The organism is Luteimonas sp. YGD11-2, from assembly GCF_004118975.1.
Classification (GTDB): Bacteria; Pseudomonadota; Gammaproteobacteria; order Xanthomonadales; family Xanthomonadaceae; genus Luteimonas; species Luteimonas muca.
On sequence record NZ_CP035376.1, the window covers coordinates 1,619,010 to 1,633,311 of the forward strand.

General features: G+C 70.8%; 12 protein-coding genes. 7 read left to right on the top strand and 5 right to left on the bottom strand.

All coding sequences use genetic code 11. From position 1 onward, the window contains the following. Positions 1-2 precede the first annotated feature (2 nt). Positions 3-419 carry a flagellar basal body rod protein FlgB gene (gene flgB / locus ERL55_RS07370; protein ID WP_129135855.1) on the bottom strand — a complete coding sequence of 139 codons (417 nt, stop codon included), beginning with the start codon at positions 417-419 and terminating at the stop codon, positions 3-5. 269 nt (positions 420-688) lie between these two features. Then, positions 689-1,642 carry a chemotaxis protein gene (locus ERL55_RS07375; RefSeq protein ID WP_129135856.1) on the bottom strand — a complete coding sequence of 318 codons (954 nt, stop codon included), beginning with the start codon at positions 1,640-1,642 and terminating at the stop codon, positions 689-691. A gap of 157 nt (positions 1,643-1,799) precedes the next feature. On the opposite strand from ERL55_RS07375, the gene flgA reads away from it, so the two are divergent. The 4 genes from flgA (at position 1,800) to ERL55_RS07395 (ending at position 4,542) form a co-directional block, all read left to right on the top strand. After that, positions 1,800-2,441, top strand: coding sequence for a flagellar basal body P-ring formation chaperone FlgA (flgA, locus tag ERL55_RS07380; protein ID WP_164972232.1), 642 nt, complete (start codon positions 1,800-1,802; stop codon positions 2,439-2,441). Between the two features lie 145 nt (positions 2,442-2,586). Further along, positions 2,587-2,892 (top strand): flagellar biosynthesis anti-sigma factor FlgM, encoded by a 306-nt coding sequence (gene flgM / locus ERL55_RS07385; protein ID WP_129135858.1) that lies wholly within the window; start codon positions 2,587-2,589, stop codon positions 2,890-2,892. Next, positions 2,892-3,227 carry a flagellar protein FlgN gene (locus ERL55_RS07390; protein ID WP_129135859.1) on the top strand — a complete coding sequence of 112 codons (336 nt, stop codon included), beginning with the start codon at positions 2,892-2,894 and terminating at the stop codon, positions 3,225-3,227. The genes flgM and ERL55_RS07390 overlap by 1 nt, the downstream gene beginning before the upstream one ends. A gap of 112 nt (positions 3,228-3,339) precedes the next feature. Next, positions 3,340-4,542 carry an ATP-binding protein gene (locus ERL55_RS07395; protein WP_241685883.1) on the top strand — a complete coding sequence of 401 codons (1,203 nt, stop codon included), beginning with the start codon at positions 3,340-3,342 and terminating at the stop codon, positions 4,540-4,542. A 3-nt stretch (positions 4,543-4,545) separates the two neighbouring features. Here ERL55_RS07395 and ERL55_RS07400 read toward each other — a convergent pair whose 3' ends face one another. Together ERL55_RS07400 and ERL55_RS07405 are read right to left on the bottom strand one after the other, a co-directional pair. Then, positions 4,546-6,273: an EAL domain-containing protein gene (locus ERL55_RS07400; protein WP_129135860.1), complete on the bottom strand. Its 1,728-nt coding sequence runs from the start codon at positions 6,271-6,273 to the stop codon at positions 4,546-4,548. A 9-nt stretch (positions 6,274-6,282) separates the two neighbouring features. Continuing rightward, entirely contained in the window at positions 6,283-8,358 is a 2,076-nt protein-coding gene (locus ERL55_RS07405) for a PAS domain S-box protein (protein ID WP_129135861.1), read from the bottom strand. A gap of 139 nt (positions 8,359-8,497) precedes the next feature. Between ERL55_RS07405 and ERL55_RS07410 the strand changes: the two genes are divergently transcribed. From ERL55_RS07410 to ERL55_RS07420, 3 genes are all read left to right on the top strand, one after another. Beyond that, positions 8,498-11,260 carry a GGDEF domain-containing phosphodiesterase gene (locus ERL55_RS07410; protein ID WP_129135862.1) on the top strand — a complete coding sequence of 921 codons (2,763 nt, stop codon included), beginning with the start codon at positions 8,498-8,500 and terminating at the stop codon, positions 11,258-11,260. 312 nt (positions 11,261-11,572) lie between these two features. Then, complete coding sequence (locus ERL55_RS07415) at positions 11,573-12,760, top strand: methyl-accepting chemotaxis protein (RefSeq protein ID WP_129135863.1); 1,188 nt, start codon at positions 11,573-11,575, stop codon at positions 12,758-12,760. Position 12,761: 1 nt separating this feature from the next. Next, positions 12,762-13,028: a hypothetical protein gene (locus ERL55_RS07420; RefSeq protein ID WP_129135864.1), complete on the top strand. Its 267-nt coding sequence runs from the start codon at positions 12,762-12,764 to the stop codon at positions 13,026-13,028. A gap of 121 nt (positions 13,029-13,149) precedes the next feature. On the opposite strand, the gene ERL55_RS07425 is transcribed toward ERL55_RS07420, so the two are convergent. Then, positions 13,150-14,292 carry a porin gene (locus tag ERL55_RS07425; RefSeq protein WP_129135865.1) on the bottom strand — a complete coding sequence of 381 codons (1,143 nt, stop codon included), beginning with the start codon at positions 14,290-14,292 and terminating at the stop codon, positions 13,150-13,152. Positions 14,293-14,302 lie beyond the last annotated feature (10 nt).

A 14,302-nucleotide genomic window follows, 5' to 3' on the forward strand; every position in this document is an offset into this window, starting at 1 on the left:
GCTTACTGTCCGGTGATGGCGGTCAGGAGGGTGCGCACCTTCGATTCCATGAAGCTCAGCGAGGCGCGGTATTCGAGTGCCGCGCGGCCATAGGCGGCGCGCTCGGCATCGGGATCGACGGTGTTGCCATCCAGGCTGGGCTGCGCGGCGACACGGGCCGTGGTGAACGGCTGCAGGGCGTCGTCGAGGCCTGGAACGGGAATGTGACCGGGGCGGGGCTCGCGCGACGCCGCCGCGACGCTGCCGGCGTCGCGGGTACGCGCAGCGGCGGCCAGCGCGGCGTTGAAGTCGAGGTCGCGGGCCTGGTAGCCGGGGGTGTCGGCATTGGCCAGGTTGCTGGCGATCAGCTTCAGCCGCTGCTCGCGCAACGGCAGTGCATCGGCCTGCAGGCCCATGTACGACGAGATCAGATTGGACATCGCAGCCCTCCGGCAAACGCTCGCCGGGGACTGTGCAAGTGATGTGCCAGACCCTTCTTCAGCGTGCGGGAGACAGGTCGGCAGGAGTGCGGATATGGACGGCGAGGCCGCCCGAAGAGGGAGCGCCATGGATGGCGTGAATGCAGGTGGTGCAAAGCGCCGGATGAGGCATCGGGCGCGGGACACCCGTCAGGGACAACGTCCCTGGACTCCCGCCTTCGCGGGAGTGACGACCGGGTGCGCTTGAAGCGGGGATCTGGTGGCGTCGCTCAGGCGACCCGGCGGCCGCCCGCGCTGGCGGCGACCTCGTTCAGCCGCTTGAGCACGTACTCGGCAAGCTCGTGCGGGCTGTACTTGGCGACGAAGGCGTTGGCGCCCACGCTCTGCACCATCGAGGTGTTGAACACGCCCGACAGCGAGGTGTGCAGCAGCACGAACAGATCCGCCAGGCCCGGGTGGCGACGGATCTCCGTCGTCAGCGTATAGCCGTCCATCGCCGGCATCTCGATGTCGGACACGATCATCGCGTAGCGCTGCGAGGGTGGCTCCCCGCTGGCGTGCAGCTGCAATAGATGGTCCAGCGCCTGGCGGCCATCGGACAGCAGGGTCACCCCGACGCCCAGCTGGTCGAGCACGCTGCGGATCTGCTGGCGGGCCACGCGCGAGTCGTCGACCACCAGCACCTGCATCGGCGGGGCGTCGGCGGGCAGCGCGTATTCCGGCGGCAGCTCCGCGTCCATCCGTGCCTGCGAGATGTCGGCCAGCACGCTTTCCACGTCGATGACCTGGATCAGCTCGCCCTGGTAGCGGGTGACCGCGGTGAGGTAGCTGCCCTCGGCACCGAGGTCCGGCGGCGGATGGATGTCCTCCACCGCGATGTTGACGATGCGCTCGACCTCGCTGACCAGGAAGCCCTGCACCGAACGGTTGAACTCGGTAACCACCATATAGGCCGGTGTGTCGTTGGCGCGCTCGGGGTGGGCGATGGCGAGGCCGAGGTCGAGCACCGGCACGCTGCGGCCGCGCACGTCGGCCACGCCGGCGAACTGCTCGGGCAGCCCCGGCACCCGGAACAGCCCGGGCCGGCGCAGCACCTCCTGCACCTTGAAGACGTTGACGCCAAAAAGCTGGCGTCCGCCCAGGCGGAAGAGCAGCAACGCCAGCCGGTTGTGGCCGGCGAGGCGGGTGCGCTGGTCGATGCGGTCGAGCAGGTCCTGGGACATGCCGGCGGTAACGGCGCCACCGGCGTGAACTTGAGCGCGCGTCGCGGCACGCGGCTTGCAACATCGCTGCCATCGTCATGCCGCAAGGACCCCCATGGGCCAGAAGCCACCGCTCCGCACCGGCCGTCGCACGCCGAAATGGCGTCGCCTTGTGGCGCTGCCCATGCTGTGCCTGCTCGGCCTCCTGCCTGCGTCCGCGGCCTGGGGCTCGGCCGGCTTCCAGCCCGTGGAGTCGATCCGCGCCGCTGCGCTCACGGCGGCCGGCGGCGGCGAGGGGACCGATGCCACGCTCGATCCCGCACTGCGCATGCCGCGGTGTGCGCAGCCGCTGGAGGCACGCATGACCGGTGCCGGCACCGCCGAGGTCGCGTGCCCCTCGGGCTGGCGGCTGTTCGTGCCGGTCCGCGTGCATCGCAGCCAGACCGTGCTGGTGCTGTCGCGCAGCGTGGCTTCAGGCCAGCCGATCACGGCCGATGTCTTCAGCGCCGAGCAGCGCGATGCCACCCGCATCGCCGGTGCCGCGATTGCCGATCCGGTGGACGCGGTGGGCCGGGTGGCACGACGTACGCTGTCCGCGGGCAGCGTGCTCACCGCGAACGACCTGGTCGCCCCACGGCTGGTCCGTCGCGGCGACACCATCGCCCTGGTCTCGCGCCGGGGCGGGGTGGAGGTGCGGATGGTTGGTCGTGCACTCGGTGATGCCGGCGAGCACGAGCGCGTCAGCGTCGAGAACCTGTCGTCGCGCCGCATCGTGCAGGGCACCGTGGACCCGGACGGCGACGTGCTGGTGAGCCGGTGACGGGCCGGCGGATGCCTCGCGATCAACCCGGCTGCGGCTCGCATGAATACGATGAACGGGTGTGGGGAATTCCCCTAAAGCTTTTCCGGCACCGGTCGATAACGGCCATGAACCCCCTTACCAACCCGGCGTCAGGACACCTGCCATGACCCAGAAGATTGATGGATTGCCCGCCGCAGCGGTGCGCGGCACCGCCCCGGCCCTCGGCCAGGTCGCCCGTGCCGGCGATGCCCGCAAGGCCGTCGAGGCGCCCGCCGCCGTCGACAGCCTGCGCCTGACCGGCGAGGCCACCGGCCTGCAGGCCCTGCAGCGCGACCTCTCCACCCGCCCCGCGGTCGACGAGACGCGCGTGCAGGCCGTACGCGAGGCGCTGGCCTCGGGCAGCTACCGGATCGACCCGGAAGCGATCGCCTCGCGCATGCTCGAGCTGGACTCGCAGCTCGCCGGCTGATGTCCGCCGCACAGGCCAGCCTCGAGCGCCTTGCCACCGCGCTCGCCGACGAACGCGAGGCGCTGATCGGCCACGACGTCGAGGCGCTGATGCGCTCCACGCGCGAGAAGCTCACCGCGCTGCGCGAGCTCGAGGCCACGACCGACAGCGAGGTCGCCGGCCCGCTGGCGGAACTGGCGGAGCTCAACCGCGCCAACGGTGCGCTGCTCGCGCGCCGCCGCCGCGAGGTGAACTGGGCGCTGCGTCATCTCGGGCGCGTCGAAAGTACACCGGCCTACGATGCCCACGGCCGTGCCGAGCAGGCCCGGCATTCGCGCGAACTGGCGGTCGCCTGATCGCGCCACGGCGGAGCAGCGGGCAATTGCAGTTCCCCCGGGGGCGAAGCCGGCGACGCCGGACTGCGCAGCGGTATGATGCGGCGCAATGCCGTAACGCCCGTGCGCCGTGATCCCAGTTCCGAATCCCACACCTCTTCCCCCGGCCATCCTCGACGAGGCGCTGGCACGCGTGCAGGAAGGGGTGCTCGTCTACGGTCGCGACGGCACGCTGGTGCACGCCAACCCGGCAGCGCAGGTGCTCTACCGCTCGCATCCGCTGTATTCGGGTGCCGCGCCACGCATCGAGGATCTCCTGCCGCCGCACGCCGTGCCGCACGCACGCGAGCACGGGCGCTGGAACGACTACCTGCCGTTCGGCGAGGGCCGTGTGCTGGCCGCGTGGCTGGACGTGCTGCCCGACGGCGAGCACACCCTGCTGCTGCTGCAGGACCCGGGCCTGGTACGCGACAGCGACCAGGAGCTGCTGCGCCGGCATGCCGAGCTCAACGTGCGCCTGACCGCCGCCCAGGAACAGCTGCTGCAGGCCGAAAAGATGGCGTCGATCGGCCAGCTCGCCGCGGGCGTGGCGCACGAGATCAACAACCCGATCGGTTACGTGCACTCCAACCTGGGCAGCCTGCAGGAATACCTCAGCAACCTGTTCGCGCTGGTGGATGCCTACGACCGGGCGCTGGCCTCGCCGGACCCGGCCACCCAGCGGCAGGAGATCGACGCCACCCGCGAGCAGCTCGACATCGACTTCATCAGCCGTGACCTGCCGCAGCTGCTGACCGAATGTCGGCAGGGCATCGAGCGCGTCACCCGCATCGTCAAGGACCTCAAGGACTTCTCGCGCTCCGACCGCGACCATTCCTGGAAGCTCGCCGACCTGCATGCCGGGCTCGACTCCACCCTCAACATCGTCTGGAACGAGCTGCGCTACAAGGCGACGCTGGACAAGCAGTACGGCACGCTGCCGATGATCGAGTGCCTGCAGTCCGAGTTGAACCAGGTCTTCATGAACCTGCTGCTCAATGCCGGCCAGGCGATCGAGGAGCGCGGTGTGATCACCCTGCGCACCGGCGCCGCCGACGGCATGGTGTGGGTGGAGGTCGGCGACGACGGCAGCGGCATTCCGCCCGACGTCCAGCAGCGCATCTTCGATCCGTTCTTCACCACCAAGCCGGTCGGCAAGGGCACCGGCCTGGGGCTGTCGATCTCCTACGGCATCGTGGCCAAGCACCACGGCCGCATCGAGGTCGACAGCAGGCCGGGCGAGGGCAGTCGCTTCCGCGTGGTGCTGCCGACCCGCCAGCCCAAACCCAAGCTCTGAGGCTCAGGCCTGCGGCGACGCCTCGCGGTTGCGCTGGGTGTCGTGGGTGCGGAAGGCCTGGCGGATGTGCTCGCGCAGCTCGGCGTCGTCCCAGGGCTTGGTCAGGAAGCGGTAGATCGCGCCGCGGTTGATCGCATCGGTCACCGTGGCCAGGTCGGTATAGCCCGAGAGCACCAGGCGGATGGTGTCGGGGTAGAGCATCTTCACCCGTCCCAGGAACTCGGTGCCGTCCATCTCCGACATGCGCTGGTCGGACAGGATCACCTGCACCTCGTTGGTGGCCAGCAGCCCGAACGCGTCGCGCACGTTGCCCGCGGCGAGGATGCGGTAGCCATCGCGGCGGAACAGCCGCACCAGCGCACGCAGCACGTTCTCCTCGTCGTCGACCAGCAGCAGGGTGCGGTCGGTGGTGGTGGCCGCGAACAGTTCCGCGCGCAGGTAGCGCCGGCGCAGCGCCTGGCCCGCGGCTTCTGCGCTCATCGCCTCGCCGAACAGATAGCCCTGGAAGATGTCGCAGTCGGCACGTCGCAGGAACCCCAGCTGCGCCTCGGTTTCCACGCCGTTGGCGATCACCTTCATGCCGAGCTGGTGGCCCATCGCGATCATCGCGCGCACGATCGCCGTCTCGCGGCTGCCTGCCGGCGCGGCATTGATGAAGCTGCGGTCGATCTTGAGGATGTCGGCCGGGTAACGCACCAGCGCGCCGAGGCTCGCATTGCCGGTGCCGAAGTTGTCCAGGGTCAGGCCCACGCCCTCGTGGCGCAGCGCGGCGATGGCCTGGTAGACCGCCTGGGTGTTGGTGCTGAGCGCGCTTTCGTTGATCTCCAGCAGGATTGCCGAATTCGGCAGCGTGGCGTGCTGCATGCGCGCCAGCAGGCGGTCGACGAAATCTGGCTCGAGCAGCTGCAGTGTCGAGACGTTGACGCCGACGAAGAAGTCGTCGAAGCCCTGCTCGCGCCACAGCTTGCACTGCTCGATCACCCGCTCGAGCATCCAGTCGCCGATCTGCACGATCACGCCGAGTCGCTCGGCGATCGGCAGGAACCGCTCCGGCAACAGCAGGCCGAGCACCGGCGACTGCCAGCGGATCAGCGCCTCCATGCCGACGATGCGCCCGTCGCGCGCACTGATCATCGGCTGGAAGCGCAGGCGCAGCTCGCGGTTGGGCAGGGCGTCGACGATCTGCCGCGCGATCGTGCTCTCGCTCTGCGCGCGGTCGAGCGCCGGTGCCGCGTGCACCTGCACCGGGTCGTGCACCACGTGCGAGGCGCGGCGGACCGCGGTCTCGGCCAGCTGCAGCAGCTGCGAGGCATCGCTGCCGTGCTGCGGGCACAGGCTGATGCCGACCTTGGCGCCGAGGAACAGCGTGTAGGGCAGCACCGTCAGCGGCTGCTCGATCGTGGCGATCAGCTGCTGGGCGAGCGCCTGCGCAGTCACCACCGACGCCTGCGCATCGGGCAGCGCCACCACGAACTCGTCGCTGCCGTGGCGCCAGACATGGCCACGGCCGTCGATCAGCGTCCTCAGCCGTTCGCCAACGGTCTCCAGCGCGATATCGCCGACCTCGACGCCCATGTTCTGGTTGATCGAGGCGAAGTGGTCGATATCGACGTGCAGCAGCACCAGCGGCGTGCCGCCCTGGCGTGCGGCATCGACCAGTGCCGCCAGTTCGGGATGGCCGGCACCCAGACGAGGCAGGGGAGGTGGCGCATCCGGATCGGTATTTCGCATGCCGGCATTCTAGCCAGCTGGCTGGCTGGCGTGCTTTGCGCTTGCCGCCGGCTCGTACGGCAGCACGGCCTCCACGGTGGTGCCCGCACCGTGCGCGGAGCGGATGTCGAATGCGCCGCCGACACCGTGCGCACGTTCGCGCATGATCGCCAGGCCCAGCCCGCCTTCCGCGGGCGTGTCGAACCCGCGGCCGTCGTCGACGACCTGCAGGTGCAGGCGGTCACCTTGGTCCTGCAGCCACAGTGACACGCGCGCGGGCGCCGCATGCCGCAGCGCGTTGGTCATCGCTTCCTGCGCGATGCGGAAGCAGGCCTGCTCCACCTCGCGCTCCGGCCGCTGTGGCAGCACGCCGATGGCGAGGTCCAGTTCCACGCCCGCATGCGCGAACAGCCGCTCGGCATGCCAGCGCAGCGCCGCCTCCAGGCCCAGCGCGTCGAGTTGCGGTGGACGCAGCAGGATCGAGATGTCGCGCAGCCGTGACAGCGTGGCATCGGCCAGCGCGAGCACGTCGTCGAGATCGTCACGCCGCCGCGCAGGGTCGTCCTCGTCCATTGCCGCACTCGCCGACATCTTGATCGCGGTGATCGACTGGCCGATGTCGTCGTGCAGGTCACGCGAGATCCGGCGCCGTTCGTCCTCCTGCACCGAGAAGATGCGTGCCGCCATCGCCTGCAGCTGCTGGTTGCCGGCGGTCAGCTCGTCGCGCATGCGCTCGGCATCCGATAGGTCGCGCATCACCACCACGGTGCAGATGGCGTCCTCGTAGCGGGTCTCGGCGGCGGTCAGCGCGGCATTGAACAGGCTGCCGTCGCTGCGGCGCATGCGCGGCGTGCGCACGGCGGCATCCGGCGACTGTCCCGGCATGAGTGCGGCGCGCAGCCACTCGCGCAGCAGCGGCACATCGTCCTCGGCCACCAATGCCTGCACCGGCAACCCGGGCATCGATTCCACCGGCCGCCCGAACGCCTCGGCGCACGCGGGGTTGGCGTAGCGCACGCGGTCGCCGGCCAGCAGGATCACGCCGTCGGGCAGGGCGCGGATCAGGTCATGGAACTGGCGCTCGCGTTCGCGCAGCTGGCGGCGCGCGGCTTCGGCCTCGGTGATGTCCTGCAGGGTGCCGCGCAGCAGATGGGGCGCGCCGTCGTCGGTGGCGCGCGCGCCGCGCAGCTGCAGCCGGCGCGTGCCATCCGGGGTTTCCAGCGGGATCACCACGTCCAGGGTCGTCCCGTGGCCGGAAGCCAGCGCGTCCAGCAGGCTGGACAGCTCGCCGCCCCAGCCGGGCAATGAATCGAGCAGCAGGCCCCGGACGTCGGCGCCGTCACCGGCAGGCGCACGGATGCCGAGCATGCGGCAGGTTTCCTCGGACAGATGGCCGTGGCCCGATGCCGGATCGAATTCCCACGACCCCAGGCAGGCCAGCTGCTGGGCTTCGCGCATGCGCCGCGCACTCTGCGCACGCTCGCGCTCGGCGCCGATCTCGGCCGTGCGATCGCGCATGCTGACCAGTCGCGCCTCGCGGCCGTCGTGGTCGAGCCGCGCGACATGCAGCTCGACATCGTGCCGGCGCCCCCCGGGCAGGTGGATGCGCCGGATCGTCGCCGGTCGGCCTTCCTCGCCGGGGTGCGGCAGCACGCCCTGCAGCGCCGCGGCGTCGGCAGGCAGCGCATCATCCGCCCCCAGCCCGAAGAACCTGCGTGCCGCCGGATTGACGTACAGCAGCCGGCCGCTGCCGGCCTCGTGCAGCCACAGCGGATCGGGATGGCGCTCCAGCAGCTCGCGATAACGCTGCGCGTAATCAAGGGTGGCGCGGTGGGCACGTTCGATGCCGCGCGCCTGGTTGCGCAGCAGCAGCCACAGCGCCGCCGCACTGGCCAGCACGAACAGCAGACCCTTGACCGACTGCGCCACCCGCACCGCGGCCGCGGGCAACAGTCCTTCCACCAGGTGATCGCTGAACAGGATCCACGCGCCGGCCAGCACCAGGTAAAGCAACGGGATCCACCAGCGGATTCCCGCCAGGCTCTGGCGCAGGCCGGAACGATATGCACGCGCCGTGTCGCTGCCTTCCTCTCGCGCTGCTGCCATGTGGTCCTTCCGAGGGTGCTGCACCCGAGTCTAGCCGCCCCCGCAGGCGCGCCTCAATTTCCGGCCGGTGCCGCCGTTACCGATGGACAAGCCATGCCGACCACGGCCGGGCGGCACGCAACCGGAGCGATTCGCGCAGATGGATCCTGGCGTCATCTCGAGCCTGCTCAGCCATCCGTTGCCGGATGGCCTGCTGCTGCTTGACCGCGACGGCCGCTGCCTGCTGGCCAATGCCGCGGCGCAGGGGCGCGGGCTGGATGCGCTGGTCGAACGCCATGCGCCCTCGCTGGCCGGCCTGCGCGCGCGGCTGTCGCAGGGTGAGGATGCCGTGGACTGCGAACTGCCGGGCGCCGATGGCGCGCTGCAGGCCTGCATGCGCGTGGTCAGCCGCGACCAGCAGGGCGTGGTGGCCTATTCGCTGAGCGTGCAGCTGTCGTCGGTGGCGGGTGCATGGCTGGAAGCGGCGGAGTCGGGTGGCCATGGCCTGTGGGTCTGGGACATCCGCCAGGACCGTCTGCAGCGTTCCGTCTCCTGGCTGAGACTGATGGGCCACGAGGGTGCGTCGGCGGCTGTCGGCAGCTTCGCCGATGCCCAGCGCCGCGCCCATCCCGATGACCGCGGCCGCCTGCGCGCCGCGCTCGAAGCGCACCTGGCCGGGCGCAGCCCCGCTTATTTGTGCGAGTACCGCTGCCTGCATCGCGACGGCAGCTGGCGCTGGGTGCGCGACGCCGGCCGCGTGACCGCCTGGGATGCCAGTGGCACGCCATTGCGCATGGCCGGCACCGTCACGGGCATCGGCAGCCAGAAGCAGCTTGAACAGCGCCTGCGCGAGCAGCGCGGGCTGGTCGAGGAAACACAGCGACTGGCCGGCATGGCCAGCTGGACCTGGGATGCATCCACCGACGTGGTCTGGTGCACGCGCGAGCTGCGTACCGCACTGGGCCTCGACGACGGGCTGCGCGTGCGCGCGTGGCTGCGGCGCTGCCGTGGCGATCGCCAGGCATTGCGGCAGGGCTGGAACCGGCTCCGCCAGGGCGACGGCACCACCAGCTTCGAGCTCACCGTGGAAGCTGCGGCCGGGCGCCTGCACCTGCAGGTCTGGGCCTCGCCGCGCTGTGATGGCGAACGGCTGTTGCGGGTGATCGCACAGATCCAGGACCTCACGGCACAGCGTCGCGCCGATGCGGCCAACCGCCGCCGCGGCGAACTGCTGCGCCGGGTGGCCGAGCTGGGCCGCATCGGCGGCTGCGAGATCGACGCCGGCACCCGCACCCTGCACTGGACCGAGGAGTGCGCGCGCCTGCACGGGCGCGAAGGCAGCACGATGGCGCTCGACGAGCTGCTGCGCCACTACACGATCGAATCGCGCGACGCCCTGCACGAGGCGATGGCGCGGGTGGCCGATGGCGCCGATGCGATCTCGCTGGACCTGTGCTTCTACCGTCCCGACGGCGTGCAGGTGTGGGTGCAGGCGGTGGTCGAGTTCGACCGCGACGGCGCGACCCGCGGGCGGCACCTGGTGTTGTTCCGCGACATCTCGCGCGAGCGCGAGGCCAGCGCACGCATCGAACTGCTGTCCCACTACGACACCCTGACCCGGCTGCCCAACCGCACCCGGCTGCGCGAGGAGATCGAGGCGGTGCTGGCCGCGGCCGATTGCGCGACCGGCCATGCACTGCTGCTGCTCGACCTCGACGGATTCGGCGGCATCAATGAGGCCCATGGCCACGCCGCCGGAGATACCGTGCTCAAGACCGTCGCCGCGCGCCTGCACATGCTGGTGGATGCCGGCGATCTCTTCGGGCGCCTGGGGGGCGACGAGTTCGTGGTGCTGCTGCGCCAGGGCGAGGGCCGCGAGGCGATCGCCGCCACCGCCCAGCGCATCGTCACCGGCCTGTCGGACCCGGTGCCGGTGGATGGCGAGATCCTGCGGTTCGGCGTCAGCGCCGGCATCGCGATCCGCCCCGCGGACGTCGGCTTCGACGAGCTGCTGCGCGCCGCGGCCGCGGCCCTGCACAACGCCAAGCAGGACGATGGCCGCAACCGCATCCAGTTCCACAGCCCGGAAGCGTGGCGTCGTTCGCGCCGGCGCCTGGACCTCGAGCAGGCCATGCGCGGTGCGCTCGAGCGTGATGAATTCTCGCTGGTCTACCAGCCGCTGTACGAACTGCGCAGCGGCACCGTCGTCGGCGTGGAAGCGCTGCTGCGCTGGCATCACCGCGAGCTCGGCCATTGCCCGCCGGACGAGTTCATCCCGATCGCCGAGGCCACCGGCGACATCGCCGCCATCGGCGACTGGGTCCTGCGCGAGGCCTGCAGCCAGGCGGCGGCATGGGCGCGCGCCGGCATCGCCCTGGGGCGGATGTCGGTCAACGTATCGGCGGTCCAGCTGCGCGATCCGGGCTTCGCCGCGCGCGTGCTGGGAGCCTGCGCGGAGAGCGGCTGGCCGCCCACGCAGCTCGAACTCGAACTCACGGAGTCGGCGCTGCTGCGCGACACGCCGGCGTTGTGGCACTGCTTCGAGGTGTTCGCTCGCGAAGGCGTGGCGCTGGCCATCGACGACTTCGGCATCGGCTTCTCCAGCCTCAGCTACCTCAGCCGGTTCCCGGTGGGGCGGCTGAAGATCGACCGCAGCTTCATTGCCGGCCTGGGCGAGGGCCGCCGCTCGGCCGAGGTGACCCGCGCGATCATCCAGCTCGGCAAGGCCTTGCGGATGCAGGTGCTCGCCGAAGGCGTGGAGACCGCGGACGACGAACGCCTGCTGCGCGAGTTCGGCTGCGACGAGGTGCAGGGTTTCCTGTACGCGCGGCCGTTGCCGGCGCACGAAGTGGCCCGCTGGTTGCAGCCGCGGCCCGGAGACGCCATGGCCGAGTCCGCCCGGGTGACCGTCCTGCGGCGCTGATCGATCCTGCGCCTGCACCATAGGCGGGCCGCCCACGACCCGGCCTCACGGCCGTGCGCCAGCGCTCGGTGGCAGGCAACTGGTCGTGACCCGATCGTGGACCTCCGGACGCTGCGCCCTGCAGCCGGCCACGCGCACGCAGGAGGCTCCGACCGGTCCTGCGCCCGCGATCACCGCGTCCACGCGAACTGCGTCCTGGGTCGCAAATGCCACCGAAGATGCGTGGAATCGCGCGGCAACCGGCGCAAACGCTAAAGGCCGGTCGACGGGGGCCGATACCGGGTCCGTAGAGCCCGCCCCTGAGAGCGCCCCATGTACGCACGCCTGCTGATCCGCCTCGCCCCACCGCTGTTCCTCACCCTGCTGCTGCCACTGGCGTTCGCGCTCGAATGGCCGGGCCCAGTGCGTTGGGCGATCCTGCTGACCGTCACCGCCAGCTGGATCGGCGTCGGCGTCTGGCTTGTGATGCGCGAGACCCGCCGCCCGCCGGAGCACACCCGCATCCTGCAGGAGCAGGAGCAGCTGCTGAGCGAGCTGCGCCAGTTCGTCGGCGCCGAGATCGAAGGCTCGCGGGTGGAAGTGGAGCGCGCGCGCGACCTGATCCGCCAGGCGGTCAGCGGGCTGGGCAGCAGTTTCGACGCGATGAACCGCAAGTCGCGCCAGCAGGCGCAGGCGATGGCGCGCATCCTCGACCGCACCGGCGACCAGGACGGCGGTGCCGACGTCGCCCGCTTCGCCCAGCACGCCAGCCAGCGCATGGAGCAGCTGGTGGAGGCACTGGAACAGGTCAGCGGCCAGAGCGGCGCCACCGTGACCCATATCGACGAAATGGCCGGGCACCTGGACGGCATCTTCGCGCTGCTCGAGGACGTGAAGTCGATCGCCGACCAGACCAACCTGCTGGCGCTCAATGCAGCCATCGAGGCCGCGCGTGCCGGCGAGGCCGGGCGTGGCTTCGCGGTGGTCGCCGACGAGGTGCGCAACCTGTCCGAGCGTTCGACCGCGTTCAACGAGCAGATCCGCAAGCTCGCGCATTCGTCCAAGGAATCCATCGCCAAGGTGCGCGACACCGTGTCGGGGATGGCCTCGCGCGACCTCAACCGCTCCCGCGAGGCGCGCGCCGAAGCCGCCGGCATGCTCGACCAGGTGGCCGCGATCAACCGTTCGCTGGGCGACGGCATGCGCGAGATCTCCGATTGCGGTCGTGCGATCGACGGCAGCGTGGCGGAAGCCGTACGCGCGCTGCAGTTCGAGGACATCGCCACCCAGGCGCTCGGCGGCGTGCATGCGCACCTCGAGCGGCTCAACGCGATCAACCGCGAAGCCATCGACCTGCAGGACCTGCTGCGCCGCAACGGCGGCGTGTTCGACGAGGAACTGATCCGTGCGCTGCAGCGCATCGGCCAGCGCGTGCGCGAACTGCGCAGCACCTGGGAGAAGCCGCCGCACAAGCCGGTGACCCAGGAATCCATGGGCGCGGGCACCGTCGAGCTGTTCTGAGTTGGACCGCACGAGCGCCCACGACGACAGCGACGCCCCGGCCACCGCCGGGGCGTTGTCGTGCGTAGCGCCACTGCCGGCCGCGCAGGCCCCGGACTGCGGCATCGCGGGGCAACCACCGCGGCGTCGCCGCGAGGATGTGCTGCGCCAGCTCGAGCTGCTGGCGCTGGCCGAACTGGAACGGTTGGCCGCGGACCGTCAGCAGCCCGGCGACAGCCCGGACCTGCTGGCCAGCTTCATCGAGTGGGATCTGGCCGTCGGCGGGTGAAGCAGCACCGGAGGCGGCACATCGCCGGCTCCCCGATGGCGTGTCGCGCCTGGCAGCGCGTGCGCTGCGAGGCATCGACGCAGCGGGTGCACGCCAATGCTGCAGCGCGGGTCCGGTGCGCCTACCAGTGCAGCTGGACGCGCGCCTCGAGGATCGATGGATCGTCGTTGAGCACCAGGCCGCTGGCGGCGTCGCGGGCACGGCTGGTGACATTGACGTAGTTGAGCATCAGCTTGGCGTTCTGCCGCCAGTACCAGTTCACGCCCGCCGTCCAGGCCTCCATGCGGCCACCGCGCACGGTGCCGTCGTCGAGGTCCAGGTAGTCGTAGCGCAGGCCGAGCTGCCACAACCCGGGGTTCTCGACGCGGGTGCGGGGCAGGCCACCGCCGTAGTTCCAGCCGCTGCCGCCCGGCGTCCACAGTGCACTGACGTAGCCGCCTTCGGTGTCGTAGCCGCTGGTGCCGATGCGGTCGGCGCGAGACAGGAAGTATTCGCCCTGCAGCTTGACCGGGCCGTCGATCCACATCGCTTCCAGGCCGGTGGTGGCCAGCCGATCGACATCGACCAGGCCGCCACTGTCGATGATGCGCTCGGCGAAGTCGGCATTCGGGCGCGCGCGCAGGCGCAGCGCGTCGCCATCGGTATCGCGGTCGACATGGCTCAGGCCCAGGTGCAGCACGCGGCCGTCGTCGCGCACCGGCGCCCACCAGCCACGGGCGGCGTAACCGGCGCCGCCGGCGTCGTCGTCCAGGTTGCGGCCGAACCAGCCGACGGTGGCGCCCAGGTCGCCGGCGTCGTACGTCCACGATGCGCCCAGCCTGCGGCCTGTGGCGAAGGTGCCGGTCGCCGCGGCCTTGGCGATGAAGTCGTTATGGCGCGCGGAAGACAGCTCTTCGAGACTGTTGGGCTGCTTGGCCTGGCCCAGCAGCAGGGTCTGCTTCGGCGAACCGTCGCCGCCAAAGGACCAGGTGACGTTGTTGTCGAGGAAGGCGTCGGCCTCGACGTCGTAGCCGAGCACCCAGCCGAAGCCGCCGGGCCCCTGGCCCTTGAGCACCAGTTCGAAGCGGCGGATGCCAGTGGCACGGTCGCGGCCGTCGTCGCGGCCGTCGAGGTCGCGCAGGTCGTTGTCGAACCAGTAGCCGTCGACCTGGAACATGCCCTCGAACGCCACATCGGAACCGGCGACCGTCCCGAGGGGGATTTCAGCATGCGCGGGCATCCAGCAGGCCGCGCCCAGTGCGATCGGCAGCAACAGGCGTTTCATGGGAGGGGTC

Bases quoted from the DNA above. Each gene is read 5' to 3' on its own strand.
- flgB (WP_129135855.1), bottom strand. From the start codon at position 419: ATGTCCAATCTGATCTCGTCGTACATGGGCCTGCAGGCCGATGCACTG.
- ERL55_RS07375 (WP_129135856.1), bottom strand. From the start codon at position 1,642: ATGTCCCAGGACCTGCTCGACCGCATCGACCAGCGCACCCGCCTCGCC.
- flgM (WP_129135858.1), top strand. From the start codon at position 2,587: ATGACCCAGAAGATTGATGGATTGCCCGCCGCAGCGGTGCGCGGCACC.
- ERL55_RS07390 (WP_129135859.1), top strand. From the start codon at position 2,892: ATGTCCGCCGCACAGGCCAGCCTCGAGCGCCTTGCCACCGCGCTCGCC.
- ERL55_RS07400 (WP_129135860.1), bottom strand. From the start codon at position 6,273: ATGCGAAATACCGATCCGGATGCGCCACCTCCCCTGCCTCGTCTGGGT.
- ERL55_RS07405 (WP_129135861.1), bottom strand. From the start codon at position 8,358: ATGGCAGCAGCGCGAGAGGAAGGCAGCGACACGGCGCGTGCATATCGT.
- ERL55_RS07410 (WP_129135862.1), top strand. From the start codon at position 8,498: ATGGATCCTGGCGTCATCTCGAGCCTGCTCAGCCATCCGTTGCCGGAT.
- ERL55_RS07415 (WP_129135863.1), top strand. From the start codon at position 11,573: ATGTACGCACGCCTGCTGATCCGCCTCGCCCCACCGCTGTTCCTCACC.
- ERL55_RS07425 (WP_129135865.1), bottom strand. From the start codon at position 14,292: ATGAAACGCCTGTTGCTGCCGATCGCACTGGGCGCGGCCTGCTGGATG.